Here is a 21,545-nt window from a genome sequence, read left to right as displayed (position 1 = left end):
CACTATTTCTCATAAAACGAACTATTATTTATATATTTTTCCCATATTATCCATTGATTATACACCAATGGTATAAAAATTGCATAGTTACGGAATTATATATATGCATTTTATAATACTAACATAGCGAAAATTTAGAGTCAAACCTTTTTGGATAATAGTATATAGTATCCCTTTTTCTTAACAGGCACTTCAACATTTCCAAATAATTGCTCCATTTTATCCATTGCGGATGGAGCTCCTTGTTTTTTTTGAATGACAACCCATAATTCTCCACCAGCTACCAAACTGCGATAGCTTTCTTCTAAAATTTCGTGGACTACACTTTTACCTGCGCGAATGGGAGGGTTCGTAAGAATCGCCGCGAATTGATTGGAGGCAACTTTGTCAAAACGATCACTTTCGTAAATCTTCACGTTTGCGATCCCATTAGATGCAGCATTCTCTTTTGACAATTCAACTGCCCGGCTATTTATATCAATCATTTCTATCGCTCTATCGGGATAAGCTGCCGCAATCGATATTCCAATTGGTCCATAACCGCAACCAACATCGAGAATATTTCCTTCCACAGCCTCATTAAGGTTAAAACTCTCAACCAAAAGACGCGATCCGAAATCAACTTCCTTTTTCGAAAAAACACCATTATCACTTTTGAAGCGAAATGTACGTCCCTTTAATGTGAAATCCCAAAATTTCGGATTGCTTACGACATCCGGTTTTTGTGAGTAGTAATGCTCTGTCAGAGTCATCTCCCCCTATCAGAAAGGAATATTGAAGATTTAATGAGAGAAGAGAATTGAAGAATGGATGCTTGCATGCCGGAATGTCGGAATAACGAAGTCCTCGTTATCAAACCATTAACGGCTAATTTCCGTCATTTCTTTAAAAATGAAGAAAAAAAGCCCGCCAGTGATAGCGAGCTTTTTGTTTATGCAAGATTACTTAACTTCAACGCCAGCTCCAACTTCTTCAAGTTTAGCTTTGATTTCTTCAGCTTCTTCTTTAGAAGCAGCTTCTTTGATTGCTTTTGGAGTGTTGTCAACAAGTTCTTTTGCTTCTTTAAGTCCAAGACCTGTAACTTCACGTACAGCTTTGATAACTTTGATTTTTTGATCTCCAGCAGATGTAAGGATTACATCAAACTCAGTTTTTTCTTCAGCAGCAGCGCCACCAGCAGCAGCTACAGCTACAGGTGCAGCAGCAGTTACGCCGAATTCTTCTTCGATTGCTTTTACAAGGTCGTTTAATTCTAAAACAGTCATATTTTTAACTGCTTCAATGATTTGATCTTTAGTCATTTTTATTTCCTCCTCGAAATGGTTGGTTTTTTTTGAATCATCAGGCTAAATAAGCGGTCAGCTTACGCGCCTTGTTCTTCTTTTTGCTCTGCAACAGCTTTTGTAGCAAGAGCCAGTCCGCGCATAGGTGCTTGTAGCACGCTGAGTAGCATTGAAAGTAGGCCTTCGCGTGAAGGTAGTTCTGCAAGAGCTTTAATTTCTTCAGCAGTTGCAACATTTCCTTCGATAACTCCAGCTTTGATTTCTAAAGCTTCATGTTTTTTCGCAAAATCGTTAAGGATTTTTGCTGGCGCAATAACATCTTCAGTTGAGAATGCAATTGCGTTTGGACCTGTTAATGCTTCGTTTAAAGCGCTAAGTTCAGCACTTTCAGCAGCACGGCGAGTCATAGAGTTTTTGTAAACTTTAAACTCAACGCCAGCTTCACGAAGTTGCTTACGAAGTTCTGTTACTTCAGCAACAGTCAATCCACGGTAGTCAACAACTACTGTTGATTGGCTTGAAGTTAACTTATCAGAAATCTCAGCAACGATTTTTTGCTTTTGTTCAATAATTGCGTTCATCCTTACACCTCCTGTAGATTTGCTTGAAAACATTTATACCGTTTCAAAGAAAAAGCCTTCATCTCTATTGCAGACATGAAGGCAGTAATTTCAAAAGTCATAGTCCAGGACTATTATTATCGAATTACCTCGGCAGGGAATTAAGCTCGTAATGAGCACCTACTGTCTACGGTACAAATAGTATTCATTTATTCACAACAAAACTTATTATAACAATAATAGTTTTGGTATGTCAATTATTTATTTGAAAGAAGAAGGATCAACTTTCACACCAGGGCCCATTGTAGTTGTTACAGAAACGTTTTTCATGTAAGTTCCTTTAGCAGCCGCAGGTTTAACTTTCAATAATGTATCATAGATAGTAGTGAAGTTTTCCACTAGTTTAGCATCTTCGAAAGATACTTTACCGATTGGAGCGTGGATGTTACCAGCTTTATCTACGCGGTACTCAACTTTACCAGCTTTGATTTCATTAACAGCTTTCGTTACATCGAAAGTTACTGTGCCAGTTTTAGGGTTAGGCATTAAACCTTTAGGTCCTAATACACGGCCAAGTTTACCAACTTCACCCATCATGTCTGGAGTCGCAACGATTACATCGAATTCGAACCATCCTTGTTGGATTTTGTTGATGTAGTCAGATTCGCCAACGTAGTCAGCACCAGCAGCTTCCGCTTCTTTTGCTTTTTCGCCTTTTGCGAATACTAATACGCGTTGAGTTTTACCAGTACCATTCGGAAGAACAACTGCTCCACGAATTTGTTGGTCGGCTTTCTTAGGGTCTACGCCTAAACGGAAAGCAACTTCAACAGTCGCATCGAATTTTGCGAAGTTTGCTTTTTTAGCAACTTCGATTGCTTCAGTTACAGCATAAGCCTTAGATACTTCTACAAGCTTAGCTGCTTCAAGATACTTTTTACCTTTTTTAGCCATGATATAAATCCTCCTAAATTGTGGTTTTAACGGAATGACCTCCCACGAATAAAGGTTGCGAGTATCAATCGCAACCCCGTAGAAACAAATAGCAATTACATGGATTAGTCTTCGATGACAATACCCATGCTGCGAGCAGTACCTTCAACCATACGCATTGCAGCTTCAACGCTTGCAGCGTTTAGGTCAGGCATTTTAGTTTCAGCAATCTCGCGCACTTGATCACGCTTGACTGTAGCAACTTTATTACGGTTAGGTTCACCAGAACCAGACTCGATACCAGCTACTTTCTTAAGCAATACTGCAGCCGGTGGAGTTTTTGTAATGAATGTAAATGAACGGTCTTCAAATACCGTGATTTCAACAGGAATAATTAGACCAGCTTGATCTGCTGTACGAGCGTTGAACTCCTTACAGAATCCCATGATGTTTACACCAGCTTGACCTAATGCAGGACCGACTGGCGGTGCCGGATTCGCTTTACCAGCAGGAATTTGCAATTTAACCATTTTAATTACTTTTTTAGCCACGAGACACACCTCCTTATAAGTCCGTGATGTGGTAATAGGGTAATACCCTCCCACTCATCTTGAATTCTTTATATATTAATAAAGAATGCTTGTATCGTTGAGGCCTAAAAATTGAAACATACTGACCTTTGAAATTTTACCACTTTCAAAAGGCAATTTCAAGTTTTTTTCCGTTTATAATTTTTCCACTTGATTAAAATCAAGTTCAACCGGTGTATCACGGCCGAACATATTGACTAGAACCCTTACTTTACCTTTATCTTTATCAAGTTCTTCAATAGGTCCTGCAAATGTTGCAAATGGCCCTTCCTTAACTTGAACCGTATCACCGATTTCAAAATCAACTTCGATTTTACTTTCATCTACGCCCATTCGCTTAAGAACGACTTCAATTTCTTCCGGCAGCAATGCAGTCGGTTTTGACCCAGCTCCAGATGAACCTACGAAACCTGTTACTCCAGGCGTATTCCGGACAACATACCATGAATCATCAGTCATGATGATCTCAACCAATACATATCCTGGGAATACTTTCTTTTTGGTCACTTTCTTTTTGCCATCTTTCACTTCTGTTTCTTCTTCTTCTGGAACTACTACGCGAAAGATCTTGTCTTCCATCCCCATAGTTTCAACACGTTTTTCCAAGTTAGCCTTAACTTTGTTCTCATAACCTGAATAGGTGTGAACTACATACCAATTCTTTTCCATGTGTTAGGACTTTAACGTCCTTCCCTCCCTGCAATCAATCATTTTCTTTATTAATCTTTATCTTTGAACGTTTTAGCCAAAAAACCATACGGCGTCATTCCGACTTAACTAGAATATATTGTGATGAACATATTACAGCAGTGCTCGATTTTGAACTTACTAAAAAAGACAAATTAAAAAACCCGTTTCCGGGCTTTTCTGCTGACACATATTATTCTATCACTATTATACCTTATTTTCGAATCTCTTATTCAATAACTAAGCGAATTAATTCGGAAATGCCCAAATCCACCACTGTAAAGAATAAAGCCATAAATACTACAGTCGTTACCACCACGATTGTATATTTGGTAAGCTCCTTGCGTTTCGGCCAGCTTACCTTTTGCATTTCGCGAGCGACTCCGCTGAAAAATTCGGTAAAACGTTTCATGAATGTACCTCCAAGCATTAGAAGCTTCTGTCAATCTATTTATAAAACGGTTATTTCGTTTCTTTATGAATCGAGTGTGAGTTGCACGTACTGCAAAATTTCTTGATTTCCAGTCGTTCGCCGCTTGTCGATTGTTTGCTCTCATAACTATAATTCCTTGTACCGCAATCAGTGCAGGCAAGAACTATTTTTTTTCGCATTAGATACACCTATCCTATCTACTATATCCATAAAACCTTATCACGGCTGTTTTTTATTGTCAATATCAAAGCAGGTTTCGACGATTATGGACACCGGAAATCAGAATATCGGTTTACTTGCCAACCATTAAAAATCTTTGTGAATAATAAACTTCCATGTGGAGAAGGGACAGATGAAATTAAGCGGAAAAAGCGGAGGGATTATAAACTGATTTCCCTTACTTCCAGATAGCGCTCGAGCTTTCTTTTCACCCGCTGAAGGGCGTTGTCGATTGACTTAACATGCCGGTTCAACTCTTCCGAAATTTCTTGGTAGGTTTGTCCATCCAGGTAAAGAGCTAACACTTTTCTCTCAAGATCACTCAGGAGCTCGGCCATCTTTAATTCGATATCGTCAAACTCTTCTTGGTTGATGATCAGTTCTTCCGGGTCCAAAACTTTCGTACCCGATATAATATCCATTAGAGTTCGATCCGATTCCTCATCGTAAATGGGCTTGTCCAGGGAAACATAGGAATTGAGCGGAATATGTTTTTGACGTGTTGCTGTTTTGATAGCTGTAATGATCTGCCTTGTAATGCATAGTTCTGCAAATGCTTTAAAAGAAGATAACTTATCCCCTTTAAAATCACGGACGGCTTTATATAAACCAATCATACCTTCTTGCACGATGTCTTCCTTATCGGCACCAATCAAGAAATAAGTCCTTGCCTTAGCTCTTACAAAATTACGATACTTTTGGATCAAATAATCCAGCGCTTCACTGTCTCCAGTGTGCACCAACCCTATCAATTCATCATCCTCAAACTGCAGATACTTTTCGTTCAGCTTCATTCCGAATTTGAGACCCACATTATATCCCCCTGACCTGACTCAGATAGAAATATTATACAGCAGGTAAAATTTACCCGTCAATGGTTCATATTTTACCCCGGCGCCATTTTTCGAAAATTTCTGCCACTTCTTCACTTAAAGGAATTTTAGCCACGGGTCTTATCGTTGTTGTTTTTCTTACATCTTTCTTGATTTCGCCTTGAATTTCTTCCATTTCAATAAGCAGTTCACGAGCGGATTTCCTTAGGGCCCCTTGGCCGAAGATCACCCACTGTTCCGTGAAGTCCGAGGTTGCCACTTGAATTTGTGTTTTGACATTATTCAGTTCAATGGCCATCTTTTCAATTCTTTCATCCGCAGTTTCATTTTCTTTTGTAAAAATTACGTCAACTTTGTGATTTTTGAATATACGGGCAATTCCCTGAACATATTGAGCGTCAAATACGACAATTACACGGTATCCGGTAAATGCTTGATATTCCGCCATCATTTCTATCAACCGGTCCCTTGCAGCAGCAAGATCCCGTTCCTTTAATTCTCTCAGTTCCGGCCAAGCTCCAATAATGTTATAACCGTCCACCAACAGAATATTCATTTCATCATTGCCCTAGGGGATTTCTTTTTCTATAAACCTCATACATCAATAAACCGGCTGCTACCGATGCATTTAACGAAGTTACTTGACCTGCCATAGGGAGACGGATGAGAAAATCACATTTATCCTTCATTAATCGTGCCATGCCCTTTCCTTCGCTGCCGATAACAAGTCCGATAGGCATCTTTCCATCCATGTTACGGTAATCATCGCTGCCTTTCGCATCGGTACCGACTATCCATACCCCGCGCTCTTTCAACTCTTCCACCGCTCTCGCCAAATTTGTAACGCGAGCTACCGGAATATATTCAATTGCACCCGTCGAGGCTTTTGCCACTGTTGCCGTCAAGCCCACAGCTCTCCTTTTTGGAATGATGATTCCATGGGCACCGACAGCATCAGCCGTCCTCATGATCGACCCTAAATTATGCGGATCTTCAACTTCATCAAGAATCATGAAAAAAGGTGCTTCGTCCCGTTCAGCCGCTTTTGCGAATAAATCATCCAGCTCCACATATTCATATGCAGCCACTTGTGCAATAACGCCTTGATGGATGCCTTCAGCCATTTGGTCAATTTTTTTCTTCGGTACGATTTGCACGAATACCTTCTTTTCCTTCGCCAGACCGATGAGTGGCTGCATCGAGCCTTTTTGCGAGCCTTCGGCTATCCAAATTTTATTAATATCCCGTTCGGAGCGAAGAGCTTCCAATACGGGGTTTCTGCCAATGATATATTCTTCGCTCATGGGTTACTCCCCTTTTCTTCTTCAATGTATTCAATGGATTTTTTGATGAGTTCTTCCATTCTTTCTATTCGGCCGGATAAATACAAAAATCCCATAAGTGCCTCGAAGGCTGTACTGTAGCGATACGTTTGCACATCTGTATTCTTCGGTACCGTACCGGATTTTGCATTTCGGCCGCGCCTAACGACTGCGGATTCCTCTTCCGATAACCAACCTGAGTCCAGGAAAAAGTGGATGACTTTATTTTGTGCTTTAGCCGCTACAAAAGATGTAGCCTTTTTGTGAAGTAGATTTGGCTTGACCGATCCTTTTTGAATGAGGTGATGCCGTATATACGTTTCGTATACGGCATCACCTATATATGCTAAAGCAAGACTGTTCAGCATTTTTGCATCTACCTTACTATCGTAATGAAGCATTAATTACCCTCTTTTCCATCTTGTACCTTGAGGGGTATCCTCTAATATGATATTCATGTTTTTCAAGCGATCACGAATTTCATCAGATAACCCAAAATTGCGGTCTTTCCGCGCTTGAATTCTCTGCTGTATCAACCCTTCAATTTCTTCATCCAAAAGCCCCTCTTCTTCAAGGGATAAACCGAGGACAGAAAATAAGATGTTGAATTTATCAAGGAAAGCATTAATCACTTCCTTGTCTGTGTTTTTCTCCATCAAGTAATAATTCGCCTGTTTGGATAGTTCAAAGAGCATGGATATTGCATTAGCTGTGTTGAAATCATCGTCCATTTCCTTAATGAATTGTTCATGTAATTCATTAAGCTTCTCCAACCAAACATCATTATTCTCAGTCAATCCATCACTTACTTGAAGGCGATGCTTTAAGTTTTGATAAGATGTCCTTAAGCGTTCTAGGGACGCTTTTACATTTTCAAGCACTTCTTCGCTATAATTGATGGGATGACGGTAATGTACAGATAACATGAAGAAGCGTAACACTTGTGGATCATGCTTCTGTATGATGTCATGCACAAGGACGAAATTGCCTAAGGACTTAGACATTTTTTCATTCTCAATATTTATATACCCATTATGCATCCAATAATTCGCAAAGGTCTTACCCGTCAATGCTTCGGATTGTGCAATTTCATTTTCATGATGCGGAAAAGCCAGATCTTGACCCCCTGCATGAATATCGATCGTATCGCCCAAATACTTTTTGACCATTGCGGAGCATTCGATATGCCAGCCAGGACGCCCCTTACCCCATGGGCTCTCCCAAGATATTTCATCATCCTTGGCCGTTTTCCAAAGGGCAAAATCAAGGGCATCTTGTTTTTTCTCCCCTATTTCAATACGGGCCCCCACTCGCAGCTCATCGATGGACTGATGTGAAAGCTTTCCATATCCCTCAAACTTACGAGTGCGGTAATACACATCCCCTTCAGATTCATAAGCGAATCCTTTCTCAATTAATGCCGAAATGAATTCAATGATTGCATCCATGTTCTCCATTACGGTTGGGTGAGCATCCGCTTTTTTGCAGCCCAATGCCGATACGTCTTCAAAATAAGCCTTAATGAAACGCTCTGAGATGGTCGGGACATCTTCACCCAATTCTTTTGCCGCGCGAATCAGCTTATCATCTACATCCGTAAAGTTCGAAACGAATTGCACATCATATCCACGGTAATCCAAATACCTACGAACGGTATCAAATACGATTGCCGGTCTTGCATTACCTATATGAATGTAATTATAGACAGTGGGCCCGCATACATACATCTTCACCTTTCCCTCTTCAATCGGGACGAAGGTTTCCTTTTTTCTTGTTGCTGTGTTATATATTTTAATCGCCATATTATAGACTCCTTTCTTCCTGCTTCTGTTCAGCCAGCTTCTCTCTTAAGGCCCTGAGTTCACTATCCAATTCCTTAAAGCGATCAGCGATTGGATCAGGAAGATCACAATGATTTAGGTCTTTGTTGATTTTGATACCATCTTGAATGACCACTTTACCTGGAATGCCCACCACTGTAGAATTAGGTGGCACTTCCTTTAAAACAACCGATCCTGCACCGATTTTTGAGTTTTCCCCAACAGTGATGGAACCAAGCACTTTTGCTCCTGTAGCAATCAGGACATTATCCTTTATCGTAGGATGACGTTTTCCCTTTTCCTTTCCTGTTCCCCCAAGGGTTACACCTTGAAAGACAGATACATTGTCGCCAATTTCACAAGTTTCGCCAATGACGATCCCCATTCCATGGTCAATGAAGAAACGACGGCCAATCGTAGCCCCTGGATGAATTTCAATTCCGGTAAAAAAACGACTGATTTGAGATATACTTCTTGCCAGGAAAAAGAATTTCTTCTTGAATAGTGCGTGAGCCATCCTATGACTCCAAATTGCATGTAAACCCGCATACGTCAATATGACTTCCAAATAGCTGCGCGCAGCAGGATCTTGATCAAAAACCACTTCGATATCCTCTTTAAACATCTTTAACAAAATGATTCCCCCCTATGTTCCGTCCTTTTCCAACATCCCCTTTTGAAGCTTTTAAAGCATATAAAAAAGCGTCTCTGTCCAAATAGACAGAGACGCTTGAAGCGCGGTTCCACTCTGTTTGGAATGTAAAAACCAGATAAAGCTTTTTCCTGTTTTTTCATCCCCAACTTTAATCCCTGTAACGGAGGAAATTCCGCCTGTGCCTACTATAAGTTAGTTCAGCAAAGGACTCAAGGGTGCATTTCAGAAAACGAGAGGCTTGAACCACTTTCAGCAGGTTATGGTTCTCTCTAAAAAGCTTCGTTTACTTACTTCTCCCCATCTACGCGTTCTTTTGTAAGATTATTAAATACTATATTACATTTTCGACAAATTGTTAATATAAAATACTCTGAATACGCTGTTTAATTTTTTCCTTGCCCAGTAATGAAATCGCCTTAGGCAAGTCAGGACCATGTGTTTGACCCGTGACGGCAGCCCTTATCGGCATGAATAATTTTTTCCCTTTATGACCTGTGCCTTTTTGTACGGCTTTAATCGACTTCTTGATTTCATCCGCGTTAAATTCTTCAAGCCCTTCAATCTCCTGAAGGAAAGCTTTCATGACTTCCGGTACCTGTTCTTCAGCCAGCACTTCCTTAGCTTCTTCCTCGAACACGACCTCATCCTTGAAAAACAGTTCAGATAGCTCGACTATTTCCGCTCCATAGCTCATCTGCTCTTGAAAAAGGGAAACTAGCCCATGTACCCACTCTTCTTCTTCGGCGGTCAGTGTCTCTGAAACCTTCCCGGCTTTAATTAAGTGAGGCATTGACAATTCCACTGCACGATTGAGGTCCAATTGCTTAACATATTGGTTATTCATCCATGTAAGCTTTTGTTTATCGAAAAGTGCAGGTGACTTAGAAAGACGGTCAGCATCGAAAATATTAATGAATTCTTCCTTCGTGAAAATCTCTTCCTCCCCGACCGGAGACCACCCTAGTAATGTAATGAAATTGAATAACGCTTCAGGTACATAACCAAGCTCTTCATATTGCTCAATGAATTGAATGATCGACTCATCACGTTTACTCAGTTTCTTCCTGCTTTCGTTTACAATCAGCGTCATATGTCCGAATACCGGCGGTTCCCAGCCGAAAGCTTCATAAATCATCAATTGTTTTGGAGTATTGGAGATATGATCATCACCGCGAAGGACATGGGAAATCTTCATCAAATGATCATCGACGGCCACTGCAAAGTTATAGGTTGGAATGCCATCTTTTTTAACGATAACAAAATCACCAAAGCCATCTGTTTCAAACGAAACCTCATCCTTGACCATATCTTTGAAAGTAAGGACCTTCCCAGCCGGAACGGCAAAGCGAATGCTCGGTTTTCTTCCTTGAGCCAATAGTTCCGCTTGCTCTTCCTCAGTTAAATGCTTGCACTTCCCTGAATATTTTGGCGTTTCATTGCGTTCGACCTGTCCTTCACGCTCTGCTTCAAGCTCTTCTTCCGTACAATAGCATTTATATGCCAAACCCTTATCTAAAAGCTCTTGATACAATTCCTGATAAAGGTCGTTCCTTTCGGATTGACGATATGGCCCGTATTCACCGCCAACATCAACACCTTCATCCCAATCCATACCAAGCCATTTTAAATATTTAAGCTGACTATCCTCTCCGCCTTCAATATTTCTCTTTTGGTCGGTATCTTCAATACGAATGATGAATTTCCCGCCTTTATTTCGTGCATATAAATAATTAAATAAAGCAGTCCGTGCATTACCAATATGTAAATGTCCAGTCGGACTCGGTGCATAGCGAACTCGAATATCACTGCTCATGATATATATAGACCTCCCAGTCGTTCTATTCTATTGTATATATTATCATTTAAATACATTGGGATAAAGGCATCCACCCTAAAAATGAATTTAGTTTGATTTAACCAATAAGACTACAGCCTGTGCCGCGATTCCTTCGCTCCTGCCTGTAAATCCAAGTTTCTCGGTAGTGGTCGCCTTTACATTAATTCTGTCTATCGACGTATCTAAAAGTTCAGCAATCCTGCCTCGCATCTCCTCAATATACGGTGCCATTTTCGGGCTTTGTGCAATGATTGTACAGTCCGCATTGCCCAGGGAATATCCTTCTTTTTTTACAATTGCCCAAATATACTGCAGCAGTTTTGCCGAATCGGCATCTTTAAATTCAGGATCGGTATCCGGAAAATGCTTACCGATATCCCCTGCACCAATTGCACCCAAGCAGGCATCAGCAACAGTATGCAGAAGGACATCCGCATCAGAATGCCCTAGCAAACCTTTCTCATACGGAATCGTAATCCCGCCAATAATCAAAGGTCTGCCCTCTACAAGCTGATGAACGTCATATCCTTGTCCTATTCTAAACATATCATTCTCCCCAATCATCTTTTTCCATGTTGTTGTTTATGTAAAATCGCTTCTGCAAAATAAAGGTCTTCCTGAGTCGTAATTTTAATATTATCATAATTGCCCTCAATAATAACTACCTGTTCATTGATCCGCTCTAGCAAACTTGCATCATCCGTCCCTAAAAACGCTTCAGCTTCTGCCTGTTCATACGCACTTTTTAATATGGATACACGAAAAGCTTGTGGAGTTTGCACCGCCCACAAGCTTGATCGTTCCACTGTTTCCACTACCTCTTTGTTTGCCGCTTTTTTAATCGTATCCTTAACGGGCACTGCAATTACGGCACCTCCATGCAGGGAGGCGGCAGCAGTCAATTCACTGATTTGCCCAAGATTGATAAAAGGGCGGGCACCGTCATGGACCAAGATGATGTCTTCTTCTGCATGTTGCAGTCCATTATACACGCTTTGTTGGCGCTCCTTGCCACCCATGACCAGTTTCTTGACCTTTTTAAGCCCATACGCTGCTATCAATTGATTGAAATAATCCTTTTCTGCCGGGTTTATCGAAAGGATAATCCCCCGACAGTCAGGATCTTCTTCGAAGACACGCAGTGTATAAACAATGATCGGGATACCCGATAGTTCAATAAAAAGTTTATTCTTGCCCGCCTTCATTCTTTTGCCTTGTCCAGCTGCAGGTATCACTACTTCATAAAACATAACGGTTTCTCCTACTCTTCTTTATAATGCTTTTTCTAATAGTTTCGGTTTAGCGAATATCATCCGGCCTGCAGAGGTCTGCAATACACTTGTGACAAGTACATCGATTCGTTTCCCGATATGATCACGGCCACCCTCGACTACGATCATGGTACCGTCATCCAAATAAGCGATGCCCTGGTTCTGCTCTTTCCCATCCTTGATGACTTGAACATTCATCTCTTCCCCAGGAAGTACAACAGGTTTAACGGCATTGGCCAGATCATTGATATTAAGAACCGCCACGTTTTGAAACTCGCATACTTTGTTTAAATTGAAATCATTGGTAACGACCATTCCGCCCGATATTTTGGCAAGCTTCACCAGTTTACTGTCCACTTCCTGAATGTCTTCAAAATCACCCTCGTACATCTCCACTTTAATCGGCAGGTCTTTTTGAATTCGATTCAAGATATCCAAACCGCGTCTTCCGCGATTCCTTTTCAATGCATCAGATGAATCGGCAATGTGCTGCAGCTCGTTTAAAACGAATTGAGGAATAACTATGGTACCCTCCAGAAAGCCCGTCTGACAGATATCCGCAATTCTACCATCAATGATGACGCTAGTATCGAGAATCTTAAGCCGCTTGCTATACCCCTCTTCATCCTCTTCGTTCGCTTCACCATCAGTATTCTTTTTCTTATTGCTTTTCATGAATAAACTCAATAGCTCATCACGTTTTTTAAAGCCCACCTGAAAACCAAGATAACCAAATAAAAGCGTAAGGATGATAGGTACCACTGTATTTAAAATAGGAACCTTGATGGCACTGAAGGCGGAGCCAACCAAGAACGCCGCAAGCAGTCCCACTAAAAGGCCGACGCTGCCAAAGATTATATCCGTAATCGGTATCTTAACAAGCTGTTCCTCCAGCCACTTCATAAAATAGATCACATGATCTACTGCCCAAAAAGTTATAAGATAAAAGATAATGGCACCCAACAGTACACTTACATAAGGATTGTTTAATAAAGCAATATCGTCTGCATGTAAAACAATTAATAATTCAGGAATTAGTAACATACCAAGTGTTCCGCCGACTATTAAGAAGCATGCTTGTATAATGCGTTTTAACATCCCTTTCACCTCCCTCTACTCATTATTGACCAATAAAATAAAATGAAACCTTCGAAAATTCGTTTTCATTATATACGTTAAATTCACTTAAGGAATTAGTGGATTTACAAATACGACTTCTTCTCTTTTTCGTAATATTAGCCTAGCACCCTGAGTTTTGAGTGTCAAAAATAAACACCAACCAATTTCAAGCTGGTTCAGGTGAATGTTAAAAGGCCAGCTGCTCCTTACATCCTTCTATTTGTGACCAGCTGATTTTTTAAAATGCGGAGTCCTTCTTTGATTTTATTGGCGCGGACTTCGCCTATACCCTCCACATCGTCAAGGTTTTCAACCGTAGCTTTATTGACTTCACTAAAGCTTCCGAACTGTTTCACTAAATTTTCGATGATCAAACCCGGCAGGCGTGGGATTTTATGAAGAATACGGTAACCACGGGGATGTACTGACTCATCAAGATGTATGTATCCATGATAGCCCAGCACCTTCAGAAGAATGCTTTCATCCAGTTTTTCCTGCATGGCCAACTCTTGAAGCCTAAAAATGATTTCCTCGGGATTTTCATCATTACTGGAGGTATAATCCTTGATAAGCCATTTTCCTTCCGTTTCAATATCTGCCAGGATTTCATTCATTTGCAAACGGATCAATCTTCCTTCCGTACCAAGCTCATTAAGGTACGTTAGTAGCTCGGCCTTGATTCTGAGCACCATTACATAACGGTGAAATACCTGCAAAAGGTCGGCATAGGTCACGATTTCCTCAAACTCGAGCGCTCCTAAAACCGATATGCTCTGCTGCAGGACCACCTTGTATTTTTCCAGGGTCTGGATGGCCAAATTAGCCTTAGCAAGTATGACTCCTATATCTTTAAGGGCATACCGGAAATTGCCCTGATATAAAGTGATGACATTCCGACGTTGTGAGATTGCGATGACCAACGACTTGGTCTCCCTTGCCACACGTTCCGCTGTCCTATGCCGCATTCCCGTTTCAGTGGAAGGTGTGCTATTGTCCGGCACTAATTGGGCATTTGCGAAAATGATCTTATCGGCCGTTTCATTTAAAATGATGGCCCCGTCCATCTTCGCCAACTCATATAATGTGCTGGGGGTACAGCTGCAGTTGATTTTGAAGCCGCCATCTACGATCGTTCGCACCTTCTCGTTATATCCGACCACTATCAAACCACCTGTATTTGCCCTCAGGACATTTTCAATACCCTCACGAAGCGGGGTACCCGGTGCTACAATTTGCAGAATTTCCAATTTAGTTTTCTCATACCCTTTTTTATCTGTCATACTTAACCCCCTAACGATTGTTTAAGAGCCTCCGAAACCGATGAAACACCAACGATCTTAATACCTTTTGGCGCAGTCCATCCCCCTATATTATTAGCCGGTATGATAACCCGCTCAAACCCTAATTTCGCCGCTTCCTGCACTCTTTGTTCTATCCGTGACACCCTTCTCACTTCCCCAGTCAGCCCCACTTCACCAATGATGCAATCGGCAGGGTTTGTTGGTTTATCTCGGAAGCTTGATGCAATGCTTATTGCAACAGCGAGGTCAATTGCCGGTTCATCAAGCTTGACCCCACCAGCAACCTTTAAATACGCATCCTGGTTTTGGAGCAGCAAGCCCACTCTCTTTTCCAAAACAGCCATTAAAAGCGAAACTCGATTGTGGTCAATTCCCGTGGCCATTCGCCTTGGGTTTCCAAAACTCGTAGGTGAAATCAATGCTTGAATTTCGACAAGCACCGGCCTTGTGCCCTCCATGGATGCGACGACTGTGGAACCCGAAGCTCCTTGCGACCGTTCTTCAAGGAAAATTTCCGATGGATTCGCTACCTCTTCCAATCCATGTTCTTTCATTTCAAAAATACCCATCTCATTCGTCGAACCAAAGCGGTTTTTGACCGCACGTATAATTCGATATGTATGGTGTCTTTCTCCTTCAAAATATAAAACGGTGTCAACCATGTGCTCAAGCAGCCGCGGCCCCGCAATGGCCCCTTCCTTTGTAACGTGACCGACGATAAAAATTGCGATCCCGTTCGTTTTAGCTATTCGCATGAGTGAAGCTGTGCATTCCCTCACTTGTGAAACGCTTCCCGGGGCAGATGTAACCTCCGAATGATATACCGTTTGAATGGAGTCAATAATGACCAAATCCGGTTTTACCTCTGTAATGGCCTGTTGGATATAGTCCATATCGGTTTCAGCATAAACGAACAGATGTTCCGACATGGTCCCCAGCCGGTCTGCTCTCAATTTGGTCTGCTTGACTGATTCCTCACCTGATATATATAGCACTTTTTTCTGTTTATGCGCCAATTGGGATGATACCTGTAAAAGCAGGGTGGACTTACCGATACCCGGGTCCCCTCCGATCAATACAAGTGACCCCTGTACGATCCCGCCCCCAAGAGCACGATTCAATTCCATTAAATCCGTCTTAATCCGTGGTTCTTTTTCTGATTGAATGGTCGTTATGGGTGCTGCCTTCTCCCGTTCCCCGGAACCTCTAACCTCCGAATGGGTAAACGCGCCCTTTCTAGCAGGCTTAACGATTTCGGTTTCCTCGACCATTTTGTTCCATTCACCGCAGCCTGGGCATTTCCCCATCCATTTCGCGGATTCATATCCACAAGACTGACACATAAATTTTGTTTTCTTTTTTACAGCCATAAATTACTCCTCTTCCTTTGGAAAAAATATCTATATTAAGGATATTATATCTCTGTTTTATTTAAACCTTCTTAAGGCTAAGTTTTTTTAAAAAAATATTCACTCTGCTTGTCCCGTTTATACTCATATCTACCTATAGATAAAAAACAGAGGTACACTGCAAAAGAATCTGCGTGTACCTCGAAGTTTAGGATCAGGTTATTCACTTACATTAACAGGCTCGCCTTGCCGGATTGCAAACTCATTATTCACGACATCCATTACGACCGTTTGCCCTTTTTTCACGTTGCCTTTAAGCAACTCTTCGGATAGATAATCTTCTACATGCTTCTGAAGTGCCCTGCGGATTGGACGTGCACCATATTCCGGATCAAAACCTTCGGTTGCAATTTTTTCTCTAGCCGCATCTGTCAGCTCCAAGTATATCTCCTGTTCTTTCAAACGGGTAGTAAGCTGATTTGACATTAATGTAACGATTTGTTTCAAGTGATCCTTCTCTAATGAGTGGAACACGATGGTTTCATCAATACGATTCAGGAATTCCGGACGGAATGCACGTTTGAGTTCTTCCATCACTTTCCCTTTCATATTTTTATAGTCCTGGCCAGTATCCTGGATGTTAAAGCCGACATACTTATCGATTTTCAAAGCCGACGCACCTACATTCGATGTCATGATCAGAATGGTATTCCTGAAATCGACAGTACGACCCTTGGAATCTGTCAGCCTTCCGTCTTCCAATACTTGAAGAAGGATATTGAAGACATCCGGATGCGCCTTTTCTATTTCATCAAGCAGAACGACAGAGTATGGTTTCCTCCGCACTTTTTCCGTTAACTGACCGCCTTCTTCGTATCCAACATATCCTGGAGGGGATCCAACAAGACGTGAAGTTGAATGTTTCTCCATATATTCGGACATATCGATACGGATCATGGCATCTTCATCACCAAAAATTGATTCAGCCAAAGCACGTGCAAGCTCGGTTTTACCGACCCCTGTAGGTCCCAAGAAGATGAATGAACCAATTGGACGTTTAGGATCTTTCAAACCTGCCCTGGCACGTCGTACTGCTTTAGAAACCGCAATGACGGCCTCTTCCTGCCCAATTACACGATCATGGAGGATCGACTCCATATTAAGAAGTTTGTCTGACTCTGTTTGCGCCAGTTTAGTGACTGGCACTCCCGTCCAGCTGGACACGACATGTGCAATGTCATCCACAGTGACTTCACTGTTCTCCTGCCCTTGTTTTTCTTTCCAAGTTTTTTTCGTTTCTTCCAATTGTTCTCTTAAGCGTTGTTCCGTATCGCGAAGCGAAGCTGCTTTTTCAAATTCCTGACTCTGAACGGAAGCATCCTTTTCCTTGCGAACATCGTCTAGCTTCACTTCAAGTTCCTTTAAGTTAGGTGGCGTTGTGTATGAGCGCAGCCTGACCTTGGAGCCAGCTTCATCAATCAAGTCAATCGCTTTATCCGGTAAAAAGCGATCGGAAATATAACGGTCGGATAATTTGACTGCGGCATCAATCGCTTCGTCAGTAATCGATACGCGGTGATGTGCCTCATAACGGTCACGCAGCCCCTTGAGGATTTGGATGGATTCCTCAATAGTCGGCTCATCGACTTGGATTGGCTGGAAACGACGTTCAAGCGCAGCATCCTTTTCAATATACTTACGGTATTCATCCAATGTTGTAGCACCGATACATTGTAATTCACCACGTGCCAATGATGGTTTAAGGATATTGGACGCATCGATGGCACCTTCTGCACCACCTGCACCAATCAATGTATGCAATTCATCGATGAATAGGATGATATTACCCGCCTGACGTATTTCATCCATAACTTTCTTCAACCGGTCCTCAAATTCACCACGGTATTTAGTACCAGCCACAACGGTACCCATATCAAGTGTCATTACGCGTTTATCGCGTAAAATTTCAGGTACCTCATTATTGATGATCTGTTGGGCAAGCCCTTCAGCAATGGCTGTTTTACCTACCCCAGGTTCACCGATCAATACTGGGTTATTTTTTGTACGGCGGCTTAATACCTCAATGACACGCTGTATTTCCTTACTTCTTCCGATAACGGGATCCAGGCTTCCTTCCCTGGCAATCGCCGTTAAATCACGGGCTAGGCCATCCAGTGTCGGTGTACTCGCATTTGAAGCGGCAGAACCTTGATGACCACCTGATTCATTGCTGCCCAAAAGCTGTAATACTTGTTGTCTGGCTTTATTTAAACTTACTCCAAGATTATTCAATACGCGGGCAGCTACACCTTCCCCTTCTCGTATAAGACCTAGAAGAACATGCTCTGTCCCAACATATGAGTGACCTAATTTTCTTGCCTCATCCATGGAAAGTTCAATGACTTTCTTGGCTCTTGGGGTATAATGTATCGTTTGAGCCGTATCCTGTCCACGGCCAATTAAATTTTCCACTTCTTTCTGAATCTTATCCGGACCCAATCCAAGAGCAAATAACGCCTTGGCTGCAATACCATCGCCTTCTCGGACAAGACCCAGTAAAATATGTTCCGTGCCAATATTATTATGACCTAAACGGATTGCCTCTTCTTGGGCTAATGCTAATACTTTCTGGGCTCTTTCAGTAAAACGACCAAACATCATAGGGAATTCCTCCTTAGAATTTTCGTTTTGAATAAAGTTGCTGGCAATTCTCTAAGTAATGGCAGAAGCTTATTCTTGCTCCATATCTATTACATGAAATTTGATACTCCCTAAAGAGGTCTATGACCTCTATGAGGAGGAAGATTCAGTGAAATTCAAGCGTTCCCGGATGAGTGCTGCTCGTCGAATATCCCTTTCATGGGGTCTTAAAGGGCCGCCTGCGTACTTTTGTAAAAATCCCGACTGTGTCAAAATCATCAACTCATTTAGAATGCTTTTGGAAATATTTTTTATATACCCAAGATCTATCCCTAACCTGACATCGGAGATACAGGTAGCTGCTTCCTTGGTCTCGATGATTCGAGCATTGGACAAAATCCCATATGAACGGAAAATTCTATCTTCTAATTGTATGTGGGAAGTCCTCGCTAATGCATCCCTCGCTGACCGTTCCTGGGCTATGATTTGTTGCACTACACTTGTTAGATCTTCAACGATATCCCTTTCCGACTTTCCAAGAGTAATTTGATTTGAGATTTGAAAAATATTCCCTAACGCTTGACTGCCCTCTCCATAAATCCCTCGAACCACCAACCCCAATTGGTTGATAGCCGGTATGATATTATTCATCTGCTGTGTAAGGACCAGGCCGGGAAGATGCATCATGACTGAAGCCCTTAATCCTGTTCCCACATTAGTCGGACAACTTGTTAGGTATCCTCTTTCTTCATCATATGCATAGTCTATGGATTCTTCAATCCAATCGTCAAGAACATTTGCAATCTTTAAGGTTTCCTTCAGCTGCAATCCCGACATTAAACATTGAATACGGAGGTGATCCTCTTCATTTATCATGATACTTATTTCTTCATTTTCCGAAAGGAGACATGCGCTTTTCGCTGAATCTTCAACTAAATGAGGACTGATTAAATGTTTTTCAACGAGAACGCGCTTTTCCAGTGGCTGCAATTGGTCAATCTCTAAAAGTTCCAGTTTCCCAATCTCTGGAGTCACTTCCTCTTCAATTCTTTTTTTGACCAATTCAATGATTTTTTTAGCTTCTTCGTTAGAAAAGGAGGTTGGGAAGGTAAAGTCTTTGAAATTCCTGGCCAGCCGAATCCGCGAACTCAATACAATATCGATTTCCGGCCCTTCGGCACTCATCCAGGAACTCAAAGCGTTTTCTACAAACTTTTCCAAGCTCATAATTCCTCGCCTCCCTCTTGGGCTTCATACCTTTTTTCAAGGGAACGTACCTTATCTCTTACCTCTGCCGCTTTCTCGAATTCCTCTTGATCAATGTGGGCCTTTAAAACTTCTTTCAAATCTGAAATTTGCTTTCGAAGATAGATGGTGCCACCGATCCTTTTTGGAATTTTCCCTATATGTGCTGTATTGCCGCTATGAACCCTCTTTAAAATGGGATTTAACTGTTCATTGAACGTTTTATAACATTCGGCACAGCCAAACTTACCAATATGGACAAATTCTTTATAAGATCGATGACAATGCGGGCAACGCCTCTCTTCCGTTTTAGGAAATGCATTTGCCTTCGTCTGTTGAATATTCGACTCGATATTCAACAATCCTGCTAATAAATTATTTATTGAAAAACCAGGTCCACCTGCATCCATGAATATTTCGCCTTTTTCCTGAGCACATATCTCACAAATCATGATTTCAGTCTTTTTTCCATTGATGATTTTGGTGAAGTGCAGGGTAGCAGGCCTTTGATGACATTCTTGGCAAATCAACGTTCATCACCTCTGCCAGTTTCATTTATATTTTAAAGTCGTAAGCATCGCAGTTAAAATTCTTGCCCTAAGTTCATCGCGGTCAGGTAGGTCGATATAAATCACCGATCTATCTATGACGCTCATCATAATCTTTGCTTCTCTTTCATTAATGACGTCTTCATTCATCAGCCGTGAAATTACTCCTTCAGCCATCGATTGAGATACCCTGGAACCAATAAGCGATAATAATTGGTTGATAAGTTGCACGGAATCCTGTGATTCCACCTTCATGATGCGTATATAACCTCCGCCCCCACGCTTACTCTCTACAACATAACCTCTCTCGATGGTAAACCTGGTATTGATTACGTAATTGATTTGAGAAGGAACACACTGAAATTTATCTGCTATTTCACTTCTTTTAATCTCCAAGATATCTTTTTGACTTATTTCAAGTACTTGCTTCAAATAAGTTTCGATAACATCAGATATGTTTCTCACTCAGCCTCCTCCATTCTGACTTTGACTATATTTGACTATTATTATACAAGGAATAATGCATTTTGCAACTTAAACGCACTTTCTTTCTGTAATATCCATTTTCTCCAAATTATATGTAGTTACATACCCCATTGAACATTAAAGTTAAAATATCTTACATAAATACCCTAAAAACACAAAAGCAAAACCTGCTATTTTTTCTTCTCTTTAAAGTTTCACAATTTTAATACGCCCAATTCTCAGCTTACCAAAAATACGGCCAGCCCCTGCTGTCCCATAAATAAAGAACTTTTTTTAATTATGAACATCAAAAAAGACCAGCCGGATGGCTGATCTTAATAAATGGCTTGGCGGCGTCCTACTCTCACAGGGGGAAACCCCCAACTACCATCGGCGCTGAAGAGCTTAACTGCCGTGTTCGGAATGGGAACGGGT

24 protein-coding genes, 1 rRNA gene and 2 other annotated features are annotated in these 21,545 nt (G+C 41.5%); all 25 genes read right to left on the bottom strand.

Annotated features, from left to right (window positions below):
* Positions 1 to 140: 140 nt before the first annotated feature.
* The gene (locus ACQKMF_RS25670; RefSeq protein WP_101225889.1) at positions 141 to 746 is read right to left on the bottom strand and encodes a class I SAM-dependent methyltransferase; all 606 of its coding nucleotides are present in this window, start codon (positions 744 to 746) and stop codon (positions 141 to 143) included.
* 195 nt (positions 747 to 941) lie between these two features.
* A complete protein-coding gene (rplL, locus tag ACQKMF_RS25665) occupies positions 942 to 1,301 on the bottom strand; it encodes a 50S ribosomal protein L7/L12 (RefSeq protein WP_034305050.1) in 360 nt (119 codons plus the stop codon).
* 62 nt (positions 1,302 to 1,363) lie between these two features.
* Positions 1,364 to 1,864: a 50S ribosomal protein L10 gene (gene rplJ, locus ACQKMF_RS25660; RefSeq protein WP_101225868.1), complete on the bottom strand. Its 501-nt coding sequence runs from the start codon at positions 1,862 to 1,864 to the stop codon at positions 1,364 to 1,366.
* A 39-nt stretch (positions 1,865 to 1,903) separates the two neighbouring features.
* Positions 1,904 to 2,054 (bottom strand) — a sequence feature (ribosomal protein L10 leader region).
* A gap of 50 nt (positions 2,055 to 2,104) precedes the next feature.
* On the bottom strand, positions 2,105 to 2,797 hold the full coding sequence (rplA, locus tag ACQKMF_RS25655) for a 50S ribosomal protein L1 (RefSeq protein ID WP_048677868.1): 693 nt from the start codon (positions 2,795 to 2,797) through the stop codon (positions 2,105 to 2,107).
* Between the two features lie 104 nt (positions 2,798 to 2,901).
* Positions 2,902 to 3,327 carry a 50S ribosomal protein L11 gene (gene rplK, locus ACQKMF_RS25650; protein ID WP_034305057.1) on the bottom strand — a complete coding sequence of 142 codons (426 nt, stop codon included), beginning with the start codon at positions 3,325 to 3,327 and terminating at the stop codon, positions 2,902 to 2,904.
* Between the two features lie 174 nt (positions 3,328 to 3,501).
* Entirely contained in the window at positions 3,502 to 4,035 is a 534-nt protein-coding gene (gene nusG, locus ACQKMF_RS25645) for a transcription termination/antitermination protein NusG (RefSeq protein ID WP_048677866.1), read from the bottom strand.
* 247 nt (positions 4,036 to 4,282) lie between these two features.
* Positions 4,283 to 4,465, bottom strand: a complete 183-nt coding sequence (gene secE, locus ACQKMF_RS25640) for a preprotein translocase subunit SecE (RefSeq protein ID WP_034305062.1) — start codon at positions 4,463 to 4,465, stop codon at positions 4,283 to 4,285.
* A gap of 50 nt (positions 4,466 to 4,515) precedes the next feature.
* A complete protein-coding gene (rpmG, locus tag ACQKMF_RS25635) occupies positions 4,516 to 4,665 on the bottom strand; it encodes a 50S ribosomal protein L33 (RefSeq protein ID WP_101225867.1) in 150 nt (49 codons plus the stop codon).
* A gap of 201 nt (positions 4,666 to 4,866) precedes the next feature.
* The gene (gene sigH, locus ACQKMF_RS25630) at positions 4,867 to 5,499 is read right to left on the bottom strand and encodes an RNA polymerase sporulation sigma factor SigH (protein ID WP_094246690.1); all 633 of its coding nucleotides are present in this window, start codon (positions 5,497 to 5,499) and stop codon (positions 4,867 to 4,869) included.
* A gap of 85 nt (positions 5,500 to 5,584) precedes the next feature.
* Positions 5,585 to 6,094 (bottom strand): NYN domain-containing protein, encoded by a 510-nt coding sequence (locus tag ACQKMF_RS25625; RefSeq protein WP_034305067.1) that lies wholly within the window; start codon positions 6,092 to 6,094, stop codon positions 5,585 to 5,587.
* A 4-nt stretch (positions 6,095 to 6,098) separates the two neighbouring features.
* Positions 6,099 to 6,842, bottom strand: a complete 744-nt coding sequence (gene rlmB / locus ACQKMF_RS25620; RefSeq protein WP_063235788.1) for a 23S rRNA (guanosine(2251)-2'-O)-methyltransferase RlmB — start codon at positions 6,840 to 6,842, stop codon at positions 6,099 to 6,101.
* Positions 6,839 to 7,261, bottom strand: a complete 423-nt coding sequence (locus tag ACQKMF_RS25615; protein WP_402945496.1) for a Mini-ribonuclease 3 — start codon at positions 7,259 to 7,261, stop codon at positions 6,839 to 6,841. Before ACQKMF_RS25615 ends, rlmB begins: the two co-directional genes overlap by 4 nt.
* A 3-nt stretch (positions 7,262 to 7,264) precedes the next feature.
* Positions 7,265 to 8,662: a cysteine--tRNA ligase gene (cysS, locus tag ACQKMF_RS25610; protein WP_101225865.1), complete on the bottom strand. Its 1,398-nt coding sequence runs from the start codon at positions 8,660 to 8,662 to the stop codon at positions 7,265 to 7,267.
* A gap of 1 nt (position 8,663) precedes the next feature.
* On the bottom strand, positions 8,664 to 9,314 hold the full coding sequence (gene cysE, locus ACQKMF_RS25605; RefSeq protein ID WP_101225864.1) for a serine O-acetyltransferase: 651 nt from the start codon (positions 9,312 to 9,314) through the stop codon (positions 8,664 to 8,666).
* Between the two features lie 85 nt (positions 9,315 to 9,399).
* Positions 9,400 to 9,648: a binding site (T-box leader), on the bottom strand.
* Between the two features lie 42 nt (positions 9,649 to 9,690).
* Positions 9,691 to 11,148 carry a glutamate--tRNA ligase gene (gene gltX / locus ACQKMF_RS25600; protein ID WP_230178744.1) on the bottom strand — a complete coding sequence of 486 codons (1,458 nt, stop codon included), beginning with the start codon at positions 11,146 to 11,148 and terminating at the stop codon, positions 9,691 to 9,693.
* A 90-nt stretch (positions 11,149 to 11,238) separates the two neighbouring features.
* Complete coding sequence (gene ispF / locus ACQKMF_RS25595) at positions 11,239 to 11,718, bottom strand: 2-C-methyl-D-erythritol 2,4-cyclodiphosphate synthase (protein WP_101225862.1); 480 nt, start codon at positions 11,716 to 11,718, stop codon at positions 11,239 to 11,241.
* Positions 11,719 to 11,732: 14 nt separating this feature from the next.
* Entirely contained in the window at positions 11,733 to 12,422 is a 690-nt protein-coding gene (gene ispD / locus ACQKMF_RS25590; protein ID WP_101225861.1) for a 2-C-methyl-D-erythritol 4-phosphate cytidylyltransferase, read from the bottom strand.
* Between the two features lie 21 nt (positions 12,423 to 12,443).
* On the bottom strand, positions 12,444 to 13,541 hold the full coding sequence (locus ACQKMF_RS25585; RefSeq protein ID WP_101225860.1) for a PIN/TRAM domain-containing protein: 1,098 nt from the start codon (positions 13,539 to 13,541) through the stop codon (positions 12,444 to 12,446).
* 227 nt (positions 13,542 to 13,768) lie between these two features.
* Positions 13,769 to 14,842, bottom strand: a complete 1,074-nt coding sequence (gene disA, locus ACQKMF_RS25580) for a DNA integrity scanning diadenylate cyclase DisA (protein ID WP_427575536.1) — start codon at positions 14,840 to 14,842, stop codon at positions 13,769 to 13,771.
* A 2-nt stretch (positions 14,843 to 14,844) separates the two neighbouring features.
* Positions 14,845 to 16,233: a DNA repair protein RadA gene (radA, locus tag ACQKMF_RS25575; RefSeq protein WP_101225859.1), complete on the bottom strand. Its 1,389-nt coding sequence runs from the start codon at positions 16,231 to 16,233 to the stop codon at positions 14,845 to 14,847.
* A gap of 198 nt (positions 16,234 to 16,431) precedes the next feature.
* The gene (clpC, locus tag ACQKMF_RS25570; RefSeq protein ID WP_101225858.1) at positions 16,432 to 18,873 is read right to left on the bottom strand and encodes an ATP-dependent protease ATP-binding subunit ClpC; all 2,442 of its coding nucleotides are present in this window, start codon (positions 18,871 to 18,873) and stop codon (positions 16,432 to 16,434) included.
* A gap of 129 nt (positions 18,874 to 19,002) precedes the next feature.
* Positions 19,003 to 20,079: a protein arginine kinase gene (locus tag ACQKMF_RS25565; RefSeq protein WP_101225857.1), complete on the bottom strand. Its 1,077-nt coding sequence runs from the start codon at positions 20,077 to 20,079 to the stop codon at positions 19,003 to 19,005.
* Entirely contained in the window at positions 20,076 to 20,627 is a 552-nt protein-coding gene (locus tag ACQKMF_RS25560; RefSeq protein WP_402945506.1) for a UvrB/UvrC motif-containing protein, read from the bottom strand. Before ACQKMF_RS25560 ends, ACQKMF_RS25565 begins: the two co-directional genes overlap by 4 nt.
* A gap of 21 nt (positions 20,628 to 20,648) precedes the next feature.
* Positions 20,649 to 21,110 carry a CtsR family transcriptional regulator gene (locus ACQKMF_RS25555; RefSeq protein WP_101225855.1) on the bottom strand — a complete coding sequence of 154 codons (462 nt, stop codon included), beginning with the start codon at positions 21,108 to 21,110 and terminating at the stop codon, positions 20,649 to 20,651.
* 345 nt (positions 21,111 to 21,455) lie between these two features.
* Positions 21,456 to 21,545 (bottom strand): 5S ribosomal RNA (rrf, locus tag ACQKMF_RS25550); the annotation flags it as partial.

This window comes from Peribacillus sp. NPDC101480 (genome assembly GCF_050277335.1).
Taxonomy (GTDB): Bacteria; Bacillota; Bacilli; order Bacillales; family DSM-1321; genus Peribacillus.
Note: the sequence above shows the minus strand (reverse complement) of the source record. Positions and strands in the feature narration are given on the sequence as shown.